Raw genomic sequence first — 23,575 nt, 5'->3', positions numbered from 1 at the left:
AACGCCTCTCATGGCACTCATCAACGCTGACCGCGTCCGCTTCCCCAATGATCCCTGGAAGCTCGTGGAAACGAGCCACGCACCCGGCGACGCCGGGACGCTCGAAACGCTTTTTGCGCTCGGCAACGGCCACCTCGGTGTCCGGGGTGCCCACTGGGCCGCGGCCGATGCCGCGCTGCCCGGGAGCTTCATCAACGGGTTCCACGAGATCTGGGACATCAAGCACGCCGAGAATGCCTTTGGTTTCGCGCGCACGGGCCAGCGCATCCTTTACATCCCGGATGCCAACAACTTCGCCGTGGTCATCGACGGCGAAACGCTCAGCCTTTCCGAATCCACCGTCCTGGACTACCGCAGGTCCGTGGACTTTGCCACCGGCATCTACGAGTGCGCCATCGTGTGGCAGTGCCGTTCCGGCGCCACGGTGACCACAGTGGAGCGCCGGGCCGTGGGCTTCGAAGCGCGCGGCAGCCTGGGCATCTCCCTGGAGCTTTCGGCCGACCGGGCAGTCTCCGCGGACGTCACCTCGTCCGTCATCAACCGGCAGGACCAGCCGGTGGAGGACCACTCCACCCATGACCCGCGCCGCGCGGGCCGGCACGCAGGCCGGGTCCTGCTGCCCCTCAGGATGGAGGGCGGGGACGGTTCGCTGCGCCTGTCGTGGGAGGCCGCGGAGTCAAAGCAGCGCGTGGGGATCGCCGTCGACCACTGGACGTCCGCCGGCCACCAGCCGTTCGACACCCTCGTGGACCAGGACGACAGCAGCGTCCGTTATGTGTTGGCGATTGCCGCCGAGGAGCCGTTCCGGCTCGAAAAGAGCGTCAGCTACGCCGTGGCCAGAGGTACCAGGACAGGCCTGCCCGGCGCCGCCGACGCGGAAGCGGGAGAGGACCCGGCGGCCGCGGCTGAAGCCGGGCTGAAGCCGGTCGGCGACGTCTTCGCCGAAAGCGAGGCGCACTACCGTAGCTACTGGGCCAGCGCCGACATCCAGGTGGGCGGGCAGCCGGAACTCCAGCAGGCCATCCGCTGGAACCTCTTCCAGCTTGCGCAGGCCACCGCAAGGGCCGGCGTCGCCGGCATCCCGGCCAAGGGTGTCACCGGCTCCGGCTACGACGGGCACTACTTCTGGGACCAGGAAGTTTACCTCCTGCCGTACCTGACGTATTCAAACCCCGACGGCGCGCGCCAGGTTTTGGAGTTCCGTCACGAGATGCTCCCGGACGCCAAGATCCGCGCCAAGGAGCTGAGCGTGGACGGCGCGCTGTTCCCCTGGCGCACCATTAACGGCCTGGAAGCCAGCGCGTACTACGCTGCCGGCACTGCGCAGTTCCACATCGCCGCGGCCGTTGCTTTCGCCACCAACAGGTACGTCTGGGCCAGCGGTGATTCCGAGTTCCGCGCCGGGATGGGTGCCGACCTGCTGATCGAGACCGCCCGCATGTGGGTTTCGCTGGGCTTCTTCGGCAAGGACGGCGCGTTCCACATCCACGGCGTGACGGGGCCGGACGAGTACACCGCGGTGGTGAACGACAACCTCTACACGAACGTCATGGCCCGGTTTAACCTGCGGGCCGCCGCAGCGCTGGACCACCCGGCAGTGGACGACGCCGAACGGGAGCTGTGGGAGGCGGCTGCCGAGCGCATCCAGCTTCCGTTCGATGAGCGCTTCCAGGTGTACTCGCAGGACAACGACTTCATGACCCTTGAGCCGTGGGACTGGACGACGCCGCGCTCCAAATACCCGCTGCTGCTGAACTTCCATCCGCTGGTGATCTACCGCCACCAGGTGCTGAAGCAGGCGGACACGGTGCTTGCCATGTTCCTGCAGTGGCAGGAGTTCACCGCCGAGGAAAAGCGCCGTGCCTTCGATTTCTACGATCCCATCACCACGGGGGACTCCACGCTCTCGGCGTGCGTCCAGGGAATCATGGCCGCCGAAGTGGGTTACCGCAAGGCTGCCCTGGAACACTTCACCAACGCCGCGTTCATCGACCTGGACAATACCCACGGGAACACGATCGACGGCGTCCACATCGCCTCCACCGGCGGAGTGTGGAGCTCACTGGTGTGCGGCTTTGCAGGGCTCCGCGACCAGGGGCCCGTGCCGTTCTTTGATCCGCGGCTTCCCGAGGAATGGGACACCCTGCGCTTCCAGCTGAGGCTGCAGGGCCGCCCGCTCCTGGTGGAACTCGATCAGGACGCCATCACTCTGACGGTCCTCGAGGGCGAAGCGCTGGACGTCGACGTACGCGGGGTCCGGTTCGCGGTGGCTTCCCAGCCAGTGCGCGTTCCCCTGGATCCAGTGCACGTCCCCGAGCCCTCGGTATTCCCGAGCGGGCCGCCGACCGCGAGCCTCCCGGTGGTGCGCGCACGCGAGTGACGCGGGGCTAGGTGGTGGCCTCGGCTTCGGTGGGCAGGGGGACCAGACGGTCGAGCGGATGGGCGATTTCATCCGTTGACATCCGGGCCACCAGCAGGGCCACCACCGCCATGACCGGGCACACCCCGCCCGCCACCAGGAAGATGAGCCAGATCGGGAGCACGGAGGCGGCGGGACCGGCCAGCGCCATGGACACCGGCATCAGCGCCAGGGACACAAAGAAGTCCAGGCTGGAAACCCGCCCCAGCAGGTGCGGCGGCACGCGCCGCTGCAGCAGTGTTCCCCAGATGACCATGCCCACACTGCCGGTTGCGCCGAAAATGAAAAGCGCCAGCGCCAGCAGCCAGAAGCTATCCATGAGCCCCACCGCCGCCAGCGGCAAGGTGCCCGCCCCCCAGCACACCATCATGACGGTCAGGTAGCGGCGCGGGAGCCGGACCGACGCCGTGACCAGCGAGGCCACGGCGCTGCCCACTCCCATGACGGCCAACAGAAAACCGAACATGCGGCTGTCGCCGCCCAACTGGTCCCGGATCACGAAGGGCAGGAGCACTTCAATTGGCCCGATCAGGAACAGCACCGAAATGCAGGCCCAGAGCAGGGTCCAGAGGAGCCACGGCGTCCGGACCGTGTAGCTTACGCCCTCGCGGAGGTCGGAGAAGAAAGAGGCCTTGGCTGGTGCCTTGGCGGAGCCGTCCCCCGGGGCCCCCGCATGCGCATGCTCCGAACCGTTCCCGGGGGCCTGCAGGGCGTGCTGGCCGAGGAAGTTCAGGATGACGAACGCCAGCAGGTGGCACACCGCCACGCCGGTCACGGCGTGCGACGGCGACAGTGCGGCAACGACGACGCCTGCCACGGCAGGACCAGCCGCCTGCTGAAGCGTGGGACGCAGCGTCCCTTCCATGCCGTTGGCCGCCAGCAGGTCCTCCGGCGGCAGGATCCGCGGCAGAATCGCGGAGTAGGCCGGGAAGAAGAACGCGGCCCCCACACCAAGGATGAAGGCGCCGGCCACCAGGTGCCAGAGCTGAAGCCAGCCTGCCATCGCCAGCCCGCTGACGGTTGCGATCACGGCAAGATTGGTTCCCTCGACGGCGATGATCAGCAGCCGCTGAGGAACGCGGTCCGCTGCGATGCCGCCGGCAAGAACGAACGCCACGAGCCCCACGCTGCCTGCGGCGGCCACGAGGGACAGTTCAAGCGGACCGCCTCCGATGTGGATGACCTGATAGACCATGGCCACAGCCCACATGCCCGAGCCAAAGATGGACACGGCCAAGGCGCCGATCAGCACGCGGTATTCGCGGTGGGAAAAGGGTCGGAGCGCGCGGGGGAGAGGCACGCGGCAATCTTAGGCCGAGCCTCTGCCGGGTGGAACGTGCCCGGCGGGATAGGCTCGAGCCATGGGGAACACACCGGCCAGGCCGGGGCGGCGCAATGTGGCGCTGATCGGCGCAAACTTTGGCCTTGCCCTGCATCCGGTGGACCGGAAAGGCGTCCATATTGCAGGCGAACCTGCCAGCTGCTTTGCTTCGTTCTGGGTGGCTGACTGGTCCCGGTGGGGAACCGGGGCGGTCCTCATGGTGGCCACGCTCCAGGGCTGGCGCAGCTACGGCTCCAACGAATTCTTCGCCTCGTCCCTCGCCACCGAACTGACGCGCTTCTTTCCGGAAGCCGCGCGATTTCCGCTCGCCGAGGTCAGCCACACCCAGGACGAGTTCGACGTCGAACTGGACCTTGAACGCGGGTTCCGGGCGACCGGGCGGCGGGCCGCCCTCGAAATCTCCGGAGTGCTGGACCGGCGTCAGTTCTCCGCGCCTGACTTCCAGCTGGGGTCCTCCAGCGCCTCGATGAGCAACATCTACCATCCGTGCAGCACGGGAAAACTCTCCGAGTTCGGCGTCGAATGGCCCGGCGCCCCCACTGTCTACCCCGGCCCGCGCGGGCCCTCCTCCTCTGCGTACATGGCGGTGGCTGAGTCCTGGGCGATGTGACGGCCTGGTTCAGCGGCAGGGTGATCAGCATGCTTGGTATGTTGGTCAGTGGCCTAGTGTTAAGGCTAGACGGCGGCATCCGCTGCCGGTTGTTCCGAGGTAGAGGTGATGATGGCCACGCGACGTAACCCCGCGATGAGAATCGCGCAGGAAACAGCCCACAACGCCGTGTTCGACGCTCACGGCAATCCCAAGCCCGGCGTTCACAACGTGCTACTGCGGGCCGTGGAGATCCAGCGCCCGCTGGTGGTCGCGTACATCCGCCGGCTCCAGCGCCGCAACCCGCGGGCATCCGCCGCCCAGCTCGCGGACATCCTTGAGCGCGACTATCTCCGGGCAGTGACCGGCGGGGGAGCGCTGGTGGGGGCCACCGCCGTCGTTCCCGGAGTCGGCACTGTGGCGTCGCTGGGCCTCTCCGCCGCCGCAACGGTTGGCTTCCTCGAGGCGACAGCCCTCTACGCCACCTCGCTGGCCGAACTTCACGGGATCCGGATGACCGACCCGGAGAAGGCCAGTACCCTGGTGATGGCCGTGATGCTCGGCGAGGAGGGGACCGCGCTGCTTGGTTCGCTCAGCGGCCAGGCCATGGGCCGGGGCAAGGGTGCCAGCCAGGCCTGGGGAAACGTGCTGGCGGGCAGGATGTCGCAGTCCGGGGCCGGTTTCATCCGCGAGCGCATCCAGAAGGCCTTTCTGCGGAACCTGCTCAGGAGGCAGGGAACCGCCCTGTTCGGACGTGCGCTGCCGTTCGGCATCGGAGCGGTGGTGGGGGGCGCGGGAAACCTCATGATGGGCCGCACCGTCGTGGCGAACGCAAAAGAGGCCTTTGGGCCGATGCCGGACACTGTGCCGGGGGAGCTCAAGCCTGCGGAAGCGGCAGGCCCCTCGTTGGAATCCGGCAAAACGGAATCTGGCACGACGGAAGGTGGCACCGGTGGATTTGAACGCTGACCTCGGGGAGTCCTTCGGCTCCTGGACCATGGGTGATGACGCGGCCATGTTCGAGCTCATCACGAGTGCCAACGTGGCTTGCGGCTTCCATGCCGGGGACCCCGTGACGATGCTGGACAGCTGCCGCGCCGCCTATGAACTGGACGTCACGGTCGGCGCCCACGTCGGCTACCGTGACCTCGCCGGCTTTGGACGCCGCTCCCTGGACATGTCCTTCGACGAGCTGTTCGGTGACGTCCTGTACCAGCTCGGTGCACTGGACGGGGTTGCGCACGCGGTGGGCGCCACGGTGGACTACGTCAAGCCGCACGGCGCCCTTTACAACCGGGCATTCCACGACGCCGAGCAGGCCGCCGCGCTGGTGGCAGCCATCCAGGCCTACGATCCCGGCCTGCCGATACTGGGGCTTCCGGGGTCCGAGCTGCTGAAGCAGGCCCAGGACGCGGGGCATCCTGTTTTTCGGGAGGCGTTTGTGGACCGCGCTTACCTGCCGGACGGCACACTGGTGCCGCGCTCGCAGGAAGGTGCAGTGCTGCACGACGTCGGCCCGATCGTTGAGCGGGCAGTTCGCCTGGCGCTCAAGGGCGAGGTAGTGGCGGTGGACGGGACCGTGGTCCGGGTCGACCCTGATTCGCTGTGCATCCATGGCGACACCCCCGGCGCCGTGGAAATGGCTGCCGCCGTCCGGGCAGGTCTTGAGGAAAACGGGGTCGAACTGGCGCCGTTCGCCTAAGGGCGCGCCCGTGAATTACCGCTCTTCCCGGCGTGCTTCGATCCGCCGCTCGAGGAGCCGTGCTGTTACCGGCGGATCCAGGGCCGGTGGCACAACGCTGCGCAGAGCGGGCACCAGCCCGGCCGGCTTGGCGGGGGTGAAGAGCCAGGCGTTGAAGAAGCTCCCCAGGTCCTGGCCGGACAGCTCCTGTGCCAGGTCAATAAAGTCTGCGCTGGAGACATTGCCGCCGGCATGGGCATGCGTCCACTCGCGGAGGATGTTGAAAAACACGTCATCGCCCACGAGGACGCGCAGCGCCTGAAGGGTCATCGCGCCGCGGACGTACACCGGGGGGTCGAACAGTGCCGCCGTGCCGGGATCGCCGATCTTCACGGCCCAGAACGGTGCCGCGGCTGGGATCGCGGCCGCGTAGAAGGCAAACAGTTGCTGGGGGGTTTCCCGGCCCTCGTGTTCACTCCAGAGCCACTCGGTGTAGCTCGCAAATCCCTCATTCAGCCAGATGTCCTGCCAGCCTTTGACCGCCATGTCATCGCCCACCCACTGGTGCGCCAGTTCATGGACTACCACTGAGTCACCTCCCTGCCGGTCCTTGAAGAAGTTCTTGGCGTAGATGGGCCGGGTCTGGTTCTCCAACGCGAAGCCAAGGCCACTCAGGTCATCCACAACTCCGCCGGACGCGCTGAAGGGATACCGGCCGAAGTATACGGACAGGAAGTCGATGATCTCGGGCTGCCTCTTGAAGGACGCCTCGACACGCTCCCCCAGCGGCGGAGGACTGTCCGCGCCGGCTGTCCACCGGACGGTGTTGGGCGGGCTTCCCAGGGGCGGCGCCGCAGCAGCCCATCCATCCAATTTGTTCCCGTCATCCTCAAAGGATGTGGTGCCATCTCCCGTTGAGACTGTGATGTCGTCAACGAACACGCCGTCGAACGGCACGACGTTATCACTCATGTAGGTGATGGCTACGTCCACGCTCTTCCCGGCGAAGCGGCCCAGATCGAACGCCCACTGTTCCCAGCCGGAGCTTGGCCCGGTAGCGGCCCACCACTGCCCCGTACTGCCGGATGATGTGCACGTCCCGTCGCCCTTGTCGGTCAGATAGTGCTTCAGGAACGGGTGGAGCACCAGCCGGTCGGGACATGCAATTCCCGGGCTGTCCGTGGTGTGTCCGTTGCCGTCCCGCAGCGTGGTCCAGCTTGCGGCGCCAGTCAGCCGTGCTTCCACGAAGGCGAAGTCGAACTGCGGTTCTATATCCCGTTGGAGCCCGAACGAGAGTGTGGCGCCGGTCGTCGGGACACTGATGGTCCTCATCAGGCGCGTGTAGGAGTTCAGGCTGCTGTGGGACCAGGCGAAGTTTCGCCCCGTTTTGACCGTCACCACCGGCTTGAAGAGGTCGGGATCTATGGCATCAACGTACCTGATCCGGTCCTTCTTGTAGTGGTGCAGTTGGAACTCGCCGACGCTCGCGGTGGCCAGGTAGGTGGCCATGGGTTCTGCCGCCTGCCAGGTCCACGTCGCTTTGCCATCCTCGGACTCCTCGTCGCGCAGCACGCCGTTGGCTACCACCTCCAGGCCGTCCGGAACGGTGATTTTGAACGTGAAGGACGCCTTGTCCAACGGATGGTCATTGGCGGGGAACCAGGTGGCCGCCACGTGTGGCTGGCCGATCACCAGGGAGCCGTCGTCGGTCCGAAGGAATCCCGAAACTCCGAACTGGTCAATGGTCGGTTGCGGTACGCCGTCGTAGTGCACCACCGCCTCGAACTCCCGGCCGTCCCTGATTCCCCTCTGGGGAGTCACTGTGAGCTCCGCACCGCTGCGGCTGAAGGCGGCGCTCCTGTGGTTGACCTGGATTCCGCGGACAGTCAGCCCCTCCAGGTCCAGGTTGAACGACGAGAGGTTCTGGGTGGCACGGGCGCGTATGGTGGCGGAGCCTGCGAGGAGCCCGCTGGCCGGGTCGTAGCTGAGCTCCAGCAGGTAATGCTCGACGTCGTAGCCGCCGTTGCCGTCCCGCGGATAGTACGGATCACCCAACCCAGGCGCACCCGGTCCAAAGCCCGTGTCGCCGGTATCTGCAATGACCGACGTCATGCCGCCAGTTACCGCACCGGCAGGCGCAGGCAGGGCAAGTTGCGACGGGAGGAGGACGGTGAGGGCGAGGGCCCAAGGGAAAAGGGCGGAGCGGAAACGACGGGCAGTTAACAGGCTCATGGCGCCTCATCCGAATATCCCCAACAATCGCCGCGGTGCCGGATCCGTAGGCTCCATCAGGTGGGCCGAACGGACGGGACGGGCAGGAGACCCGGCGGCGCGATTGACACCTAAGGTGGCCCGGGGAGATCAGCCCTGTCAAGAGCCTTTTGGTGCACCCGGCGGATGGGTACTCGGGCGCAGCCCGTCAGCCGAACGTCAGGTGGGCCACCGTGAAGATGGCGAGCCCTGCGAGCGAGCCCACCACTGTGCCGTTAATCCGGATGAACTGCAGGTCCTTGCCCACCTGGAGTTCGATCTTCTGCGACGTTTCCTCGGCATCCCAGCGGGCTACGGTATCCGTGATCACCCCGGCAATGTCTGACCGATAGGTGCGGACCAAATAGCCGGCCGCATCGCCGATCCAGGCGTTGACCTTGCCTGCCAGCTCTTCATCGTTGACCAGACGGGTGCCGAAATCGCGGACGGCCGCCTTGAACTTCACTGTCAGCTCGCTGTCCGGATCGTCGACGGCGGAAAGCAGTGCGCCCTTGATGGTCGCCCAGGTCCGGGACGCCAGTTCCCGGACCTCCGGGTCGCCGAGCACCTGCGCCTTGATGCCCTCTGCCCGGGCGATCATTGCCGGATCGTGCTGCAGATCCTGGGCCAGGTCCGTCAGGTACTTGTCGATGGACAGCCGGACCTGGTGCTGCTGGTCATCCTGGACCGCCCGGGTGAATTTCAGCAGCTCGATGTAGACCTTGTCGCCCACAAGGCCGTCCACGAAGCTGGGCACCCACTGCGGGGAGCGCTCCGTGACGAGCCGGCTGACCATCTGGTGGTTGGCTGCCACCCAGTCCGCTGCCCGGTCCACGAGGAGGTCCACCAGCTTGTGGTGGTGCCCGTCGGCGAAAATCCGCTCCGCCATGCGTCCCACCGGCGGTCCCCAGGGCGGAGCCAGGAGGTGCTTGCGGACCATTCCCTCGATGACGGCCTGGACGTCGTCGTCGTTCAGCACTTTGAACGTTCCCCGGATGACCGCCGCGCCCTCCTTGGCCACCCGCTCGGCGCCGCCCGGCCCTGACAGCCAGCTGCCCACCTTGCCGGAGATGTTGATGCTGGCCAGCTTGTCCTGGACCACCTGTTCGGAGAGGAAGTTGGTCTCCACGAACTCGCCAAGGGACGCGCCGATCTGGTCCTTGCGGCGCGGAATGATGGCGGTATGCGGGATTTTCAGCCCCATGGGATAGCGGAACAGGGCCGTCACTGCGAACCAGTCGGCCAGGGCGCCCACCATGCCGCCTTCCGCCGCGGCCCGGACGTACTGCAACCACGGGTACTGCTTTTGCAGCGCGAACGCGGCGACGAACACCACAGCCATGGCAATGAGGAGGCACAACGCCACCAGTTTCATCTTCCGGAGTGCCGCCGCCTTTTCGGCGTCGCCCGCTGTGAGCTGCCGTACGACGGCGGAACGCGCCGGGGCGCGCCCGTCCTCTTCCGGACGATCACGGGTGGCCTCCCCCGGGGGAGACGCCAGCTGGGTGGTTGGCTCAGAGTTCACCTGCATGTGCCAAGCCTAGCCCCGCTTTGGCGGCCGCGGTCCGCTAACGTGTGACCATGACAGCCGACGAGTCAGCCCCAACCCGTCCCCTGGTCTACGCCCACCGGGGTTCCAGCGCGGATTTCGCCGAGCACACCAGGGCGGCGTATCTCCGGGCGCTCGCCGACGGCGCGGACGGTGTGGAGTGCGATGTGCACCTCACCCGCGATCAGCACGTTGTCCTGCTGCATGATTCCAACCTGGACCGGACCTCGGACGGCACCGGTCCTGTGGCTGAACGGACCGTGGACCAGCTGCGGCTGCTGGATTTTTCGGCCTGGAAGGGCGTGCGGATCCCTGAGGCTTACGGGCCCAGGTCGGAACAGTTCCTTACCCTGCTGGACCTGCTGGACCTGCTCCGGGCTGCCGAGCGGGACGTCGGGCTGGCCATCGAGCTGAAGCATCCCAGCCCCTACCAGCTGAAGCTGGAGGACAGGGTGCTGCAGCTGCTGAGGGCAGAGGGATGGGAGGCAGGGACATCCATGCTGGACAACATCCGCGTCACCTTCATGAGCTTCAGCCCCGACTCGGTCAGGCACCTGCGCAAGGCCGTGCCCGCGGAGTTCATCTGCCAGCTCGTGGACGACGTGAACGTCACCGGAATCCGCGAGGAACTTGGCCTCGGGCCTTTCACGGGCAGCGCAGTGGCCAACGTGATGAAGGCCGCACAGCTGGAGGGGGAGCGGATCCTCGACGGTGGCGAAGCGGGCATGGCCGGGCCGGGCATCGACTACGTGCGCCGGCATCCGGACACCGTGCGGCGCTGGCGGGATGCCGGCCGCCGCTTCCGGGTCTGGACGGTGGACGCCGAGGCTGACGTGGCGCTGTGCCGGGGGCTGGGCATCCAGGAGATCACCAGCAACCGGCCGGCGCAGGTGCTGGCCCAGCTCCAGCAGCCAGCCCTGGCAGCAAGCTCGGGCGCGACTCGAGCACAGCCACCGCTGTGATTGAGTGGTGGCATGCCCATCGCCTGGCCCCCGAAACTCCTGCGTTCTCCTGCGGTCCGTGTTGGCCTGTCCATCAGCATCGCCACTGGCCTGTACGGGGTGTCCTTTGGTGCGCTCTCCGTGACCTCGGGCCTGGACTTCTGGCAGACGATGGCACTGAGCTTCCTGCTTTTTAGCGGCGGCTCCCAGTTTGCGTTCATCGGGGTGGTCGCCGGCGGCGGCTCGGGGCTGGCGGCTATGGGAGCAGCCACCCTGCTGGGAATGCGCAACGGCATCTACGGCATGCAGCTCAACGTGTTGCTCCGGCCGCGGGGGTGGCGCCGGTACGCGGCCGCCCAGTTGACTATCGACGAGTCCACGGCCACAAGCACCGGGCAGACGGATCCTGCCGAGCAGCAAAGGGGCTTCTGGGCCGCGGGCATCGGGATCTTCGTACTTTGGAACCTCTTCACCGCGGTGGGTGCCCTGGCCGGAAGCGCGCTGGGAGATCCGAAGCAGTGGGGGCTTGACGGCGCAGCCGTCGCGGCGTTCCTCGGCCTGCTGTGGCCGCGGCTGAAGGGCAGGGAACCGGTGGCGATCGCCGTTGTCTGCGCACTGGCAACCGTGCTGGCTGTGCCGTTCGTCCCGGCGGGCGTCCCCATCCTGATTGCCGCGGTGGTGGCCGCCGTTATCGGCTGGCTCAGCCACGGCCGCAAGGACGAAGGGCTTGAACCGGACATCGACCCCTACACGGAGCGCCATCCCGGCCATCACCCTGGCAACGGCACCAGCGCCGGCAACGGCATCAATGGGACCAACGCCGGAGGTGCCAAATGAGTCTGTGGGTGTGGTTGCTGCTGGCCTGCCTCTTCGCCTACGCGTGGAAGCTGGTGGGTTACCTTGTGCCGGCCAGCCTGCTGCAGAACCCCAGGATGTCCCGGATCGCAGGAACCATGACCATCGGGTTGCTGGCGTCCCTGGCGATCGTCAACACCCTGGCTACCGGGCAGGCCCTGGTGCTCGATGCCCGCCTGGGCGCCCTGGCCGCCGCCGCTGCGGCCCTGTTCCTGCGGGCGCCCTTCCTGGTTGTTGTGCTGGCGGGGGCCGGAGCCGCTGCATTGCTCCGGCTGGCCGGCTGGAACTGAAACGCCGGGGACTCCCTGCAGGCAGCCACAACTGTTCTGAGTGATGCGCGTCACAGTCGTTGTATGCTCTAAAGGTAGAGGAGTTGTGAATATGAAGGCCGTCAGCAGACTGTCCCGCACCCGTGCCACGGACGCGCCGTTCGAAGTGAAAGCGCCGGTGGACGTCGTCCTCGAGCACCTGCGGCAGGTGGGGCCCGCAGTGGCCTGCCTGCGGAACGAATCCTCGCGGCTGGCCGGCTGGGGCGAGGAACTTGCCCGCCGCCTGGTTTCCGGGAACCGTCTGGTCACGGCCGGAAGTGCCGGTTCGGCGGCCGAGGTGCAGCAATTCACCGCGGAACTGCTGGGGCGCCATGCCAGTGAACGCCAGCCGTTTTCCGTGATCGCCCTGCGCCCGGGTGCGGCGGCAGCAGGGGCTGCATCCGTCAGTGCCGTCGAGATTGCACAAGGGCACGCGGAAGAGGTTGCCAGCCAGGTGCGGGCCCACATCCGTTCCGACGACGTTCTCCTGGCGGTCTCGGCCAGCGGGCACCGGCATGCACTGCTGGAGGCCACGGCGGCGGCGCGGGCCGCCGGAGCCACCGTCTGGGCTGTCACGGGCGCGGCCCCGAACCCGCTGGCCCAGGCCGCCGATGAAGCAATTTGCATCAACGCACCCAAGCCCCAGGTGCGGGAAGCGCAACTGATCGCCCTGCAGGCGATGAGCGAATGCCTGGCTGCCGCCCTGCACGCGCTGTCCGCCCGGCCTGAGCCGCGCCGCTGATCCCGAAGCCCGGGTGAGCGCCGGGACATAAGCGCCCGGTAGGGCCCCTTCAGCAGGGGTGGGCTCAGGTAACGGGTCTGGGCTTAGGCAACTCCGCGGGCGTCCGGGGAAGCAGGCACGGACCGCCTGGCGAGCTCTTCGGTGGCGAGATCATACCAGTCCTGTGCGCCGTAGACGGGAGTCGGCGTATCGAGGTTGCGGTAGAGCGCGTCCACGAGGATGCCGAGTTCGTCCGTGGTGGCAGCCATCAGAGTTGTTTCAGGATCCGTTGAGTGGTTCATGAAGTGTGCGAGCTGTGAGCGGTTCATGATGACACTGCAGGCCTGAGTTGACCACATGCAAGGAATGACATGGTGTGCTCCGTATATGAAGATGCCCGAGGCTGACTTCCTAACCCACCGGTGTGCATAGCTTACTGTGCTGGCCCGGTGTACGGAATATGACGGTTCTTCTTCCGGCCAGATCCTTCCGGTACTCCCCGCGTGCCCGAACCTGCCGGTTACTCGAACTGCGACGCCGGGAGCGGCACCTGCGGAGGCAGCGGCCTGGTGGGACGTTCCGCGCGGATGGCGTCCTCGACAAGGGCGGCCGGCCGGCGCCAGGCGTCGGATCCGGGTTCCATGGTGTCGACTACTCCGATCAGCATTGCCAGCAGCCGCACCATGTCTGTCAGTGAGATGTCCACCCTCAGGGTGCCCTGGTCCTGGCCGCGGCCAAGGAGCACGCCAACAGACTCAATCAGGCTTCCGGTAATGCCGGTGAGCAAATCCCGCCGCCCGGCGACGGCGCCGAGCAGGTTGGCGTTGTCACTGGCCGCGGTCATCACGGCGTCGATGACCCGGAACAGGCCCTCAGCCGCATCGGTGCCCGCAAGGGCGACGTCGATGACCGGGTCCACGTTGAGCCTCAGTTGGCGGTTGAGGGCAGCCAAAACCAACTGCTCCTTGTCTGAGAAATTCCGGAACAGCGTCGCCGGACCCACTCCCGCGGTGGCAGCAATGGTCTGCAGCGGAACATCGGGGCCGTACTGCCGGAAACACTCGCGGGCGGCATTAATGATCTTGTCCACATTGCGTGCAGCGTCAGCACGAAGGGGCTTGCGCTCTACTGCGAGGTTCATGAAATCAAGGTTAGCAACGCAGTGTCAGCCTGACTCCGTTACCCGTTGGTAGCTCCGAATATGACACAGCACACGCTCCGGACGGCAGATTCCGCCATGGCAGACTGGACGCATGTTGCTTGCATTTTCAGTCGCCCCTTCCGGAATTCCCGCTGACCCCGCCTACGCCGCGGCGGGTGCCGGGGACGCCTCCGTGCATGACGCCGTGGCTGCCGCCGTCAAGGTTGTCCGGGAATCGGGGCTGCCCAATAAGACGGACTCCATGTTCACCACTGTCGAGGGTGAATGGGACGAGGTGTTCGACGTAGTCAGGCGCGCCACCGAGGCCGTGGGGAAATTCGGCAGCAGGGTGTCCCTGGTGATCAAGGCCGACATCCGGCCCGGCTATTCCGGTGAGCTCACCGCGAAGGTGGAACGCCTGGAGGGTGCCCTGATCCAGGGCGACTGACGGCCATGACGATTGGCCGCGGCAGCCTAGCCCGGCCGGGCGCTTGCTGGAAGACTGTGCCCATGTTTGAGCACAAGCCGCGGCCCGAGTGGGCGGCCGTAGAAGAATACCTGTCAGACGTCGTCGTCCACCCCGACGATGCCGTCCAGCGCGCCGTCAGGTCTGCCGAAGAGGCCGGGATGCCGCCGATCGAAGTGACCCCGAATGCCGGAAAGCTTCTGAAGCTGCTGGTGGCGGCATCGGGTGCCCGCCGGGTGCTGGAAATCGGCACCCTGGCTGGCTATAGCACAATCTGGATGGCCCAGGGCATGCCCGACGACGGACGGCTGGTGACGTGCGAATACCTCCCCAAACATGCCGAAGTGGCCCGGGCCAACGTGGACGCGGCCGGCGTGGGCCACAAGGTGGAGATCCGGGTAGGCGCGGCGCTGGACACGCTCGCCGCCCTTGAAGTCGAAGGAGCCCAGCCGTTCGACTTCGTCTTCATCGATGCGGACAAGGAAAACAACCCGCAGTACCTGGACTGGGCCGTGCGGCTGGGCAGGGCCGGAACCAGCATCGTGATGGACAACGTCGTCTGGGAGGGTGTGGCGCTGGACCCGTCCCTGGACGAAGTCAATGCCCCCGGAATCATCGGCGCCCTGAAGATGATGGGGGAGGACAGCCGGCTGGACGCCACTGTCATCCAGACCGTGGGATCCAAGGGCTGGGACGGCTTCGGGCTGGCGCTTGTTCGTTAGTCTGCTTTCAGCAACAGCCACCGCAAGTCACCCACAGCGAAGCACCGCCCGCGTACTGGGTGTACGCGGGCGGTGCTCTCCTTGCTGGGCGTTTCAGCGTGCTGGGGAGCCAGCTACAGGATGGCGCTCATTGAATTCCAGCCGGTGCCGATCTGGGCGCTGCCCGCGAAGCGGCCGGTGCCGTTGCCGCGGTAGAGCCAGAGCCTGCCGGCGGAGTCCCGGGCTGCCAGGTCGGCCTTGCGGTCTCCGTCGAAGTCGCCGGGAGCGACGATGCCGTTGAGACCGTTCCAGCCGGTGCCGATCTGGGCGCTGCCCGCGAACCCGGCCGAGCCGTTGCCGCGGTAGAGCCAGAGCCTGCCAACGGAGTCCCGGGCCGCCAGGTCGGCCTTCCGGTCTCCGTTGAAGTCACCAATGCCTACGATGCTGTTCAAGCCGTTCCAGCCGCTGCCGATCTGGACCCTGCCCAGGAAGCTGGTGCCGCCGTTGCCCCGGTAGAGCCACAGCTTTCCGCTTGCATCGCGGGCGGTCAAGTCAGCCTTGCGGTCTCCGTTGAAGTCACCGACACCGACGATGCTGTTCAAACCGTTCCAACCCGAACCGATTTGGATCTTGGCAAGGAAGGTTCCGTTACCGGTGCCGCGGTAGAGCCACAGTCTGCCCGACGAATCCCTGGCCACGACGTCGGCCTTGAAGTCGCTGTTGAAGTCCCCAGCGCTGACAATCGCCGTCATGGCGTTCCAGCCGACTCCGACCTGGGTGCGGGGCAGCAACCGTCCGGTGCCGGTCCCGCGGTAGAGCCACAAAGTCCCGCTGCTGTCCCGGGACAGTGTGTCGGCCTTGCCATCAAGGTTGAAATCCTGAGCCTTGACGGTTGAGGCAGTTACGGTCGATCCAATTTGCACAGCCCGGCTGGCTACCGGGCTGACGTTGCCAGCGGCGTCAGTGGCACGCACGTGGAAAACGTGTGTGCCGCTTGCCTGTGCGTCCCACGTCTTCGGCGAGGCGCAAGTCGGATCCCACGCCATGTTTGCCGGCTGCAGCTGGCATTCGAACCGGGCGCCCGTGTCACTGCTCGTGAAGCTCAGGGCCGGGGTGGTGTCCAGGGTCGGCGAAGACGGGAACGGCGCCACTATCGAAACGGCAGGAGCGGCCGTGTCCACGGTGAAATTGAGGGTCCCGGAATTCAGTCCGCCGGCGGCGACCGCGCGGACGGAGTGGCGGCCCTGGGCCAGCGGCGCCAGCTTCAGAGAGTAGGTGGAGCCGGTGAGGGTGGTAGCCCTGGGAGCGCCATTGTCCACGATCAGCTGAACAGGGCCCGCGGTTCCAGCGGGCAGCGTGCCCGTGATGGTGGGCGCGGTCACGTTGGTGATGTTATCGGAGTTTGAGCGGCCGCTGTCGCTGGCTGTAGCCAGATCGGGGGTATTGGGACCTCCGACGGAGTCGGTTGCAATGAGGCCCTGGACGGTGAAGTTGCTCTGGGTGATGGTGTTGATGCCCGGCCCGCCCGCGTCAGGGCCGGAGACTGTCACGGAGTTGATGCCCGAGGGGGCGCCGGTGACAGGCCGCGCGGTGTTGATGTCGCCGAGTGTGCCGGCCGCGGCGCCAACCTGCGTGAGGAATGTTGCCGTGGTGCCCCTGCCAAAGTCACCCAGGAAGGCTGCGCCGACGCCCGCCCAGTCGCAAGCAACTGTGTCAGTGGGTGCGCAAGCGCCGGCGTCCGTCGTCTGGTTGATTCTTCCGCCCGCGTCAGCCGTGATCGTCTCAACGCCATAGGGGTGGGTGATCGTGTACTGCGCGTTGGGCCGCAGGCCATTAAAACGGAACCGCAGGCGGGCAAAGCCCATCTGCTCGCCAGGCACGACCGGACCATTGACGTGTGCCGCTTCCAAGGCCGCTTCATAGCTGCCGAGAGTTCCGACATCCGCAGACGCGGAAAACCAGAAAGCTTCCTCTGGGAAGTTGCCCGGGTACGAGGCCGGCTGGTCCGGGTTCGGGGGTTCAGAGAGGCAGCCCTTGCCGGCCTCGTAGCAGAGCTGCAGCCGGACGGTGCCGTCCGAATACCAGGTGGGGAACCCTGTGGAGTCAACCGGGCCCATCCCGGCGGTTTCCGCGTTTGCCGGCATAGCGCCGAGGGGTGACAGGGCGGCGGCGAGCAGGGCGCCGGCAACGGCCGGGGCGATGCGGCCGAGCGTGGTGGTGGACTTGGTGTGCGCTGACCCGGAGCGGTTGGCTCCGTCGGGCATCTTGGGCCGTACAGATTGCGAGAACATTGAGACTCCTTGTGGACACTCGATTTGTGGCCCCCAGTACCTTCAAGGCCAGGCCGGAAAGTCGATTCCCAACCACGACAACAGTGGATGCTGCACCTTGGATAAAAGTCGGATAAAGCCGGTGGGATACAGGGGCCTGCGCGAGCCAAAGCCCGCGTGCAGCCCCGGCTGTGGCGGGGATGGTGCGGACTTCCGGTGGAGCAACCGAATTAGACCATCGATTTGAGGGGGCCCAATTGGGGGTGCCCCTTAGAACCCCCACCCTTCCCAGCCCGGTCCGGCTTTTTCCAACCCCGCCGGGACATCCTCGGAGCATCCCAAACCGGTCTCGAACCCAATCGGAAGGAGGCCCGGTAATGACCGTGTCCAGACGAAATGTTTTGCTGCTGGGTGGCCTCGGCGCCGTCGGAGCGGGTGTGCTTTCACTCCCGCGGGGCGAGGTGGAGGCCAAGTCTGTTAGCCGGCTGAGCAGCGCAGAGATGCCCAAGCCGTTCCAGGCGGCGTTCGTGAAACCTCCGGAGCTGGCGCCGGACAGGACGGGGGTGGACCCCGCTGACGGCAAACCAGTCAACTACTACACCGTGACCGAGAAGGCCGAGATGGCGTCCATTCTGCCGCGGCTCAAGACGCCAATTCTGGGCTACAACGGGATTTTCCCCGGCCCCACGATCAGCCTCGACCAGGGCACCAAGGCAGTGGTCCGGGTCAGGAACAAGCTCCCGGCAACTCACCCGAACGATGGCCACGTGCTCGCCACGTCAACGCACCTGCACGGGTCAGCCTCGCTGCCGCAGTTCGACGGGTACGCCAGTGACGTCACGCATCCCGGATTCTTCAAGGACTACCACTACCCGAACTTCCAGCCCGCCCGCACGCTCTGGTACCACGATCACGGCGTACACTTCACGGCGCAGAACGCGTACTCCGGCCTGGCCGGCCAGTACCACATGCACGACCCGATGGAGCGGCAGCTGCTCCCGCAGGGCGACTTCGACGTGCCGCTCATCATCTCCGATGCGATGTTCGCGGCCAACGGCGCTTTGGGGTATGACGACAACACCCACTCAGGCCTATGGGGGGACGTCATCCTGGTCAACGGCAAGCCGTGGCCAGTCATGAAGGTCCAGAAGCGCATCTACCGCTTCCGCGTGCTGAACTGCAGCATTTCCCGCTCAGTACGGCTGACGCTGAGCACCGGCGATCCCCTAATAATCGTGGGCACCGACGGCGGCCTGGTCCCCACACCGCAGAGAGTGGCCAACTACCGCCACGCCGGGGCAGAGCGTTATGAGGTGCTCATTGATTTCCGCAAGTATAAGACCGGCCAGCGGATCGAGCTACGCAACCTGTCCAACCCGAACAACGTTGACTACGACTTCACGAACAAGGTGATGGCCTTCGACGTCACTGATGACGCGGTCAACACCAGCGACCCGACCTGGAACACGGTACCGGCACAGCTGGCACCCGCGAACGAGGTCATGGCGATGACCGAGAAGCAGGCTACCAAGGTCCGGAAGTTCCGGGTCAAGCGGAACGACGTCACCAACATGTGGACCATCGACGACGACAGCTGGCAGGACGTCATTGCCAGTGGCTACAAGAAGGTCGCCGCCGAGGTGGACCTGGACGCCGTCGAGGTGTGGGAAATCGAGAACAAGTCCGGCGGCTGGTTCCACCCGGTTCACATACACCTCGTGGATTTCAAAATCCTCAGCCGCAACGGGCGGGCGCCGCTTCCCCAGGAGCTCGGGCCCAAGGACGTCGTTTACGTGGGCGAGGGCGAGACGGTCCGGCTGCTCATGAAGTTCGGTCCGCACCGGGGCCGCTACATGGTGCACTGCCATAACCTGCCGCATGAGGACCACGACATGATGGTGCAGTTCCGGGTGGGGCTGAAGGAAGATGACAACGATCCCAACGATCCCATGACGGCGGCGCTGCCCCAATGGGACGGCTAGCGGCGCACAGGGCCGACCCGAAGTCCCGGGCGGCCCCCAAAAGCGTTGCCGCCATCGAGAGTCCTGCCGGATCCCCCCGGCAGGGCTTTCGGGGGAGGACAATCACGACGGCGGTGCTGCTCGCCGCTGTCCTTTTGGCCTCGCGCCTGTGGCTGGTGGAGCCCGTGACGGTCAGTTCGGAAAGCATGGAGCCGGCACTGCCTAAGGGCAGCACGGTGCTGATGTTCAAACCCGGGCCGGCGCTCGGTTCGCCCAAGGCCGGAGACCTGGTGGTGTTCACCAGTCCGGAGGACGGGAACCCTGCAGTCAAACGGGCCATTGCCTTCGGGGGCCAGACCGTTGCCATCGAAGATTCGGTGCTGGTGGTTGACGGGGTTCCGCAGGCCGAGCCGGGCATCGACCACAGCCGCATCGACGGCACCTACTTTGGTCCGGTCACGGTGCCGGCCGGGCACGTCTTCGTCATGGGTGACAACCGGGCGGGCTCCATCGATTCACGGGCCTACGGAAGCGTGCCGTTGGAAGCGCTGCAGGCAACAGTACTCTGGCCCTCCGGCCGGTAGGGCACATGCCCGTGTCACAAAGTCCCTTGCCCGAAAGATACGTATGCTGGGAATCATCCTGGCCGGCGGCCAAGCCGGCCAGGCCTGGACATGCATCGGTGACGGCAGCGGAGGAAGACATGAAAGCATCCGAGACTCTGGCCAGCAGTCTTCAGAAGGTCCTCACTGACCTGATCGAGCTGCACGTTCAGGGCAAGCAGACGCACTGGAACCTGGTGGGCACCAACTTCCGCGATCTGCATCTGCAGCTGGACGAAATCGTGGACAGCGCACGGCTGCTTGCCGACCAGACGGCCGAGCGCATGCGTTCGCTGCATGCACTTCCGGACGGCCGGGGCGCCACCGTCTCGTCGGGCACCCGGCTGGAGCAGTTCCCTGCCGGTCTGACCGTAACCAAAGACACCGTCAAGCTCGTCACCGCGAGGCTGGAACAAACGGTCAAGACCATCCGCGATGTCCACGATGACGTGGATGAAGAAGATCCCACAAGCGCGGACCTTCTGCACGAGGCCATCACCCGGCTGGAGCAGCTGGCTTGGATGGTGAATGCGGAAGTGATGCCGGCTTCTGCGTCGGTGACCGCTCCGGAACAGGGTTAGCAGCGCCATGACCCGGTGCCCCCGACCGTCAGCGGACGCTGCATGAACACTCCGTACCGCCAGTGGCAGCCTGTCCGCTTCAGCCCGGCGCCGCCCCGGGAGGACGCCGTCGGACCTGCACCCGAAGCCGAACCTGTACTGGACATTGAGCAACTGCTGGAGCGGGTGGCTTCCGCTGTGGGGGACGTCCCTGCCCTGCTGGCCATCGCCCAGCAGGCCGGCCGTTCTGCGCCGAAGCCCGGTGACGGGCGGACAGCCCGGCTCTGGGAACTGCTGGCCTCCGTAGCTGCCGTGGACGTGGCCGCAGCGCGGGTTCTGGAGCCGCACCTGGACGCCGGCGCCATCCTGTCCCAGGCGGGAACGCCGGGGTCCTTCACAGGATCGTGGGGTGTCTACGCAGCCGAGGGCCCGGGTACACGGCTGACCGCTGCGTCGGCTTCGGCCGCAGCTGACGGGCGGCCCGCCGCGGGGACAGAACCCGCGGGGACAGAACCCGGCAGGTCAGCATATGCCGAGCCAGAGCCCAGCGGGACATCCGGCAGTGTGCGGCTGACCGGCTCCAAGCCCTGGTGCTCGCTGGCCCAGTTCGTGGACCACGCGGTGGTGACCGCGCACACCGTCACGGGCGGCCGGGCGGCCTTTGCCGTTGATCTCAGGGCCTCCGGCGTCACCTGCGATGTGCCGGAATGGACAAGCCACGGACTGCGGGAGCTCCCCAGCGGAACTGTCCACTTTGACGGGGTGCCGGCCGTGCCGCTCGGCGGTGACGGCTGGTACTTCCAGCGCCCCGGTTTTGCGTGGGGCGGCATGGGCGTTGCCGCATGCTGGCTGGGCGGCGCCGTGGCGCTCGGCCGGCACTTCGAGGCCGCCCTCCAGCGGGGAGCGAGGTCCCAGCGCGAGCCCGACCAAGTGGCACTCGCGGCCCTGGGTGAAGTGGACCGGCTCCTGACCTCCACCGTCCAGTACCTCGCCCGGGCTGCTGAGGCCGTCGACGCCGCCGAGGCCGGCGACGCCCAAGCGCACCCGGAATCCGGCGCCGCCCGGACGGACCCGGATTCCGGCGCGGAAGCGGCCGACGGCGGCACTGTTGGCGGGCGGGGCGAGGCCCCAGCCGGCGCAGTTGGCGGGTGGAGCGAGGCGCTCCGTGTCCGGGGAACTGTTGCCGCCGCCGTCGAACGCGTCCAGCTCCTGGTGAGCCAGAACCTGGGGCCCGGGCCCCTTGCCTTCGACGAACGGTACGGCAAATGCATGGCGGACCTGTCCCTCTACGTGCGGCAGCATCACGCAACGCGTGACGACGCCCAGTTGGGCGCACTCACCCTCAAAGGGGAGCACGCATGGTGACGTTCTCGCATGCGGATGCCGGAACCAATGAACGCGGCTGGCGCCTGCGGCATCGCCTGGAGGAAAGGCACGGCAATATCTATGGCACTTCCGGGCGGATCGTCGCCGCGGCGCCGCACGGTTTTGGTGCCTACCTCTGTGCCCTGGGCGTGGAGGCGGCTGCCGCTCTCCGGAGCAGCTAAAAGCTGCGCTCGACCCCGGGCAGCAACCTGTGCCGGCAGCTGCCCGGAGTTCACCTCAGGCAGTTCAGTGGCTGCTGCCGTTGCCCCGGCTGGCGGTGGCTCCGCCGCTGCCGTTCCGGCGCTCACCGTCCTGGCCGCCGTGCTGGTCGTCCTTGCCGTTGCCTTCCTCGCTGTACTTCTCGCGCAGTTCGCGTCCCAGGCGGATGTCTTCTTCTTCCTTCTCCTGGAGCTTGTCGCTCTTCTTCGTATCGCGGGGCGGGAGCTGGAGCGTGTCCTCAGCTTCAATGCCGGCCTGCAGCTGCCGGCCACGCTCCATCTCGGCGTCGAACTCGGCGCCAAAAAGCAGGGACATGTTAAGGATCCAGAGCCACAGCAGCATGACGATCACTCCGCCGATGGCGCCGTACGTCTTGTTGTAGTTGCTGAAGTTACCCACGTAGAAGCCAAAACCAACCGAGGCCAGCACGAAGATAAACAGGGCGATGAGGGAACCGAGGCTCATCCAGCGGAACTTTGGCTGGCGGACGTTTGGAGTGAAGTAATAAAGGATGGCGATGACAACGATCACCAGCGCGACGATGACCGGCCACTTCGCGATGTTCCAGACGGTCAGGAACACTCCGCCCAGGCCCACGGCATTGCCGACGGCCTCAGCCACGGGGCCGCTGATAACCAGCATTGCGGCGAGCAGCGCGACGATGATCAGAGAGACCACAGTGACGCCGAGCATGGTGCCGCGAAGCTTTACGAATCCCCGGCCCTCATCTATTTCATAAATCCGGTTCATCGCCCGTCCGAACGCGGTCACATACCCTGACGCGGACCAGATGGCTGTCGCGAGACCGATGACCAGTGTGAAGCCGGCGGCCGGTGAGGTGGTCAGCTCCTGGATTGGCCCGCGAATCATCTCCACCGCCTGCCCGGGCGCGACGCCCTGGACGATTTCCAGGAGTGCCGACGTCGTCTTTTCCGCCTGTCCAAAGATGCCGAGCAGCGAAACAAGGGCGAGCAGGGCGGGGAAGAGCGAGAAGATCGCGTAGTAGGTAAGTCCCGCGGCGAGGTCGGGGCATTGGTCCGCAGTAAATTCACGCAGGGTCTTGCGGGCAATGTACTTCCACGATGGCTTGTCCACATCTGTGGGGCTGTCCGGCTTTCGCCTGTCATCCGGGGCAGGCGCGCTGCCCGCCTTTGCTGTGCTGGTCTCCGGGGCTTCTTTCGTAGCCATGGGGCATCCTTTCGTTCGCGGACGGGGCCATGTTCCGGAAGTGACGGAACATTCCCTGCCCGCTGTCAGGGGTTTGGGCTCGTGGGTTGTGCGACAGGTCGCATCGGCCGTCAGCCGCTACTGTCCGGGCGCTCTGGGTGGGTTGCGGCGGTCCAGGGTTAATGGGTCGGTGCCCAGCGGATCATCGGCCGGCTGCTTTCCGTCCAGCGGATCGTCCGCCATCCGGTTATCTGACTGCGGGGTCTCCGCCAGCTGGCTGGAAGCCAGCGGGTTGGGATCCTGGCCATGGCCGCTGCTGCGCGGGCGGCCGCCCGCCCGTTCGGGACCTGTGCTTTCCGCGTCATCGGGCTGGCCCGCCCCTGCGCCCTGCAGTCGTTGGTTCTCGGTCATGGTTGGTACCTCTCCAGCATCTCGGGTTGAGTACAACCGGCAATCACTCGCCATAAA

The 23,575-nt window shown here is 66.4% G+C and carries 23 protein-coding genes; 15 read left to right on the top strand and 8 right to left on the bottom strand.

Features of this window, described 5'->3' with window-relative positions:
- Positions 1–10: 10 nt before the first annotated feature.
- Entirely contained in the window at positions 11–2,380 is a 2,370-nt protein-coding gene (locus G9E11_RS15805) for a glycoside hydrolase family 65 protein (RefSeq protein ID WP_190607423.1), read from the top strand.
- Positions 2,381–2,387: 7 nt separating this feature from the next.
- Here G9E11_RS15805 and G9E11_RS15800 read toward each other — a convergent pair whose 3' ends face one another.
- Positions 2,388–3,719 (bottom strand): MFS transporter, encoded by a 1,332-nt coding sequence (locus G9E11_RS15800; RefSeq protein WP_190607421.1) that lies wholly within the window; start codon positions 3,717–3,719, stop codon positions 2,388–2,390.
- Between the two features lie 61 nt (positions 3,720–3,780).
- On the opposite strand from G9E11_RS15800, the gene G9E11_RS15795 reads away from it, so the two are divergent.
- From G9E11_RS15795 to G9E11_RS15785, 3 genes are all read left to right on the top strand, one after another.
- On the top strand, positions 3,781–4,371 hold the full coding sequence (locus G9E11_RS15795; protein WP_190607418.1) for a hypothetical protein: 591 nt from the start codon (positions 3,781–3,783) through the stop codon (positions 4,369–4,371).
- A gap of 111 nt (positions 4,372–4,482) precedes the next feature.
- Positions 4,483–5,319, top strand: a complete 837-nt coding sequence (locus tag G9E11_RS15790; protein WP_190608344.1) for a hypothetical protein — start codon at positions 4,483–4,485, stop codon at positions 5,317–5,319.
- Entirely contained in the window at positions 5,303–6,052 is a 750-nt protein-coding gene (locus G9E11_RS15785; RefSeq protein WP_102972882.1) for a LamB/YcsF family protein, read from the top strand. The genes G9E11_RS15790 and G9E11_RS15785 overlap by 17 nt, the downstream gene beginning before the upstream one ends.
- A 15-nt stretch (positions 6,053–6,067) precedes the next feature.
- Here G9E11_RS15785 and G9E11_RS15780 read toward each other — a convergent pair whose 3' ends face one another.
- Both G9E11_RS15780 and G9E11_RS15775 read right to left on the bottom strand, forming a co-directional pair.
- Positions 6,068–8,263 (bottom strand): M1 family metallopeptidase, encoded by a 2,196-nt coding sequence (locus G9E11_RS15780; RefSeq protein ID WP_190607416.1) that lies wholly within the window; start codon positions 8,261–8,263, stop codon positions 6,068–6,070.
- Positions 8,264–8,450: 187 nt separating this feature from the next.
- Positions 8,451–9,812, bottom strand: a complete 1,362-nt coding sequence (locus G9E11_RS15775) for a DUF445 domain-containing protein (protein WP_190607414.1) — start codon at positions 9,810–9,812, stop codon at positions 8,451–8,453.
- Between the two features lie 50 nt (positions 9,813–9,862).
- On the opposite strand from G9E11_RS15775, the gene G9E11_RS15770 reads away from it, so the two are divergent.
- The 4 genes from G9E11_RS15770 (at position 9,863) to G9E11_RS15755 (ending at position 12,676) form a co-directional block, all read left to right on the top strand.
- Complete coding sequence (locus G9E11_RS15770) at positions 9,863–10,792, top strand: glycerophosphodiester phosphodiesterase (RefSeq protein ID WP_190607412.1); 930 nt, start codon at positions 9,863–9,865, stop codon at positions 10,790–10,792.
- A gap of 12 nt (positions 10,793–10,804) precedes the next feature.
- Positions 10,805–11,608, top strand: coding sequence for an AzlC family ABC transporter permease (locus G9E11_RS15765; protein ID WP_190607410.1), 804 nt, complete (start codon positions 10,805–10,807; stop codon positions 11,606–11,608).
- Positions 11,605–11,916 (top strand): AzlD domain-containing protein, encoded by a 312-nt coding sequence (locus G9E11_RS15760; protein WP_190607408.1) that lies wholly within the window; start codon positions 11,605–11,607, stop codon positions 11,914–11,916. The genes G9E11_RS15765 and G9E11_RS15760 overlap by 4 nt, the downstream gene beginning before the upstream one ends.
- Positions 11,917–12,007: 91 nt before the next feature.
- A complete protein-coding gene (locus G9E11_RS15755) occupies positions 12,008–12,676 on the top strand; it encodes an SIS domain-containing protein (RefSeq protein ID WP_190607406.1) in 669 nt (222 codons plus the stop codon).
- Positions 12,677–12,759: 83 nt separating this feature from the next.
- Here G9E11_RS15755 and G9E11_RS15750 read toward each other — a convergent pair whose 3' ends face one another.
- Complete coding sequence (locus G9E11_RS15750) at positions 12,760–12,984, bottom strand: hypothetical protein (RefSeq protein WP_190607404.1); 225 nt, start codon at positions 12,982–12,984, stop codon at positions 12,760–12,762.
- Between the two features lie 191 nt (positions 12,985–13,175).
- Positions 13,176–13,796 carry a TetR/AcrR family transcriptional regulator gene (locus G9E11_RS15745; RefSeq protein ID WP_190607401.1) on the bottom strand — a complete coding sequence of 207 codons (621 nt, stop codon included), beginning with the start codon at positions 13,794–13,796 and terminating at the stop codon, positions 13,176–13,178.
- A gap of 112 nt (positions 13,797–13,908) precedes the next feature.
- On the opposite strand from G9E11_RS15745, the gene G9E11_RS15740 reads away from it, so the two are divergent.
- Both G9E11_RS15740 and G9E11_RS15735 read left to right on the top strand, forming a co-directional pair.
- The gene (locus tag G9E11_RS15740) at positions 13,909–14,244 is read left to right on the top strand and encodes a thiamine-binding protein (RefSeq protein WP_190607399.1); all 336 of its coding nucleotides are present in this window, start codon (positions 13,909–13,911) and stop codon (positions 14,242–14,244) included.
- Between the two features lie 62 nt (positions 14,245–14,306).
- Entirely contained in the window at positions 14,307–14,984 is a 678-nt protein-coding gene (locus G9E11_RS15735) for an O-methyltransferase (RefSeq protein ID WP_190607397.1), read from the top strand.
- A 113-nt stretch (positions 14,985–15,097) separates the two neighbouring features.
- Here G9E11_RS15735 and G9E11_RS15730 read toward each other — a convergent pair whose 3' ends face one another.
- Positions 15,098–17,254: a VCBS repeat-containing protein gene (locus G9E11_RS15730; RefSeq protein WP_190607394.1), complete on the bottom strand. Its 2,157-nt coding sequence runs from the start codon at positions 17,252–17,254 to the stop codon at positions 15,098–15,100.
- 356 nt (positions 17,255–17,610) lie between these two features.
- Here G9E11_RS15730 and G9E11_RS15725 point away from each other — a divergent pair, with 356 nt between their 5' ends.
- From G9E11_RS15725 to G9E11_RS15705, 5 genes are all read left to right on the top strand, one after another.
- Positions 17,611–19,215, top strand: coding sequence for a multicopper oxidase family protein (locus G9E11_RS15725; protein WP_190607392.1), 1,605 nt, complete (start codon positions 17,611–17,613; stop codon positions 19,213–19,215).
- A complete protein-coding gene (gene lepB / locus G9E11_RS15720; protein WP_246468988.1) occupies positions 19,203–19,778 on the top strand; it encodes a signal peptidase I in 576 nt (191 codons plus the stop codon). The genes G9E11_RS15725 and lepB overlap by 13 nt, the downstream gene beginning before the upstream one ends.
- Before the next feature lie 119 nt (positions 19,779–19,897).
- Positions 19,898–20,377 carry a Dps family protein gene (locus G9E11_RS15715; protein ID WP_190607390.1) on the top strand — a complete coding sequence of 160 codons (480 nt, stop codon included), beginning with the start codon at positions 19,898–19,900 and terminating at the stop codon, positions 20,375–20,377.
- A gap of 42 nt (positions 20,378–20,419) precedes the next feature.
- A complete protein-coding gene (locus G9E11_RS15710) occupies positions 20,420–21,721 on the top strand; it encodes an acyl-CoA dehydrogenase family protein (RefSeq protein ID WP_246468987.1) in 1,302 nt (433 codons plus the stop codon).
- Positions 21,715–21,903: a hypothetical protein gene (locus tag G9E11_RS15705; protein WP_190607388.1), complete on the top strand. Its 189-nt coding sequence runs from the start codon at positions 21,715–21,717 to the stop codon at positions 21,901–21,903. Before G9E11_RS15710 ends, G9E11_RS15705 begins: the two co-directional genes overlap by 7 nt.
- Before the next feature lie 64 nt (positions 21,904–21,967).
- Here the strand turns inward: G9E11_RS15705 and G9E11_RS15700 are convergent, their stop codons facing one another.
- Positions 21,968–23,128, bottom strand: coding sequence for a YihY/virulence factor BrkB family protein (locus G9E11_RS15700; RefSeq protein ID WP_190607386.1), 1,161 nt, complete (start codon positions 23,126–23,128; stop codon positions 21,968–21,970).
- A 117-nt stretch (positions 23,129–23,245) separates the two neighbouring features.
- Positions 23,246–23,518: a hypothetical protein gene (locus tag G9E11_RS15695; RefSeq protein WP_190607384.1), complete on the bottom strand. Its 273-nt coding sequence runs from the start codon at positions 23,516–23,518 to the stop codon at positions 23,246–23,248.
- Between the last annotated feature and the right edge of the window lie 57 nt (positions 23,519–23,575).

The organism is Arthrobacter ipis, from assembly GCF_014694315.1.
Taxonomy (GTDB): domain Bacteria; phylum Actinomycetota; class Actinomycetes; order Actinomycetales; family Micrococcaceae; genus Arthrobacter; species Arthrobacter ipis.
Note: the sequence above shows the minus strand (reverse complement) of the source record. Positions and strands in the feature narration are given on the sequence as shown.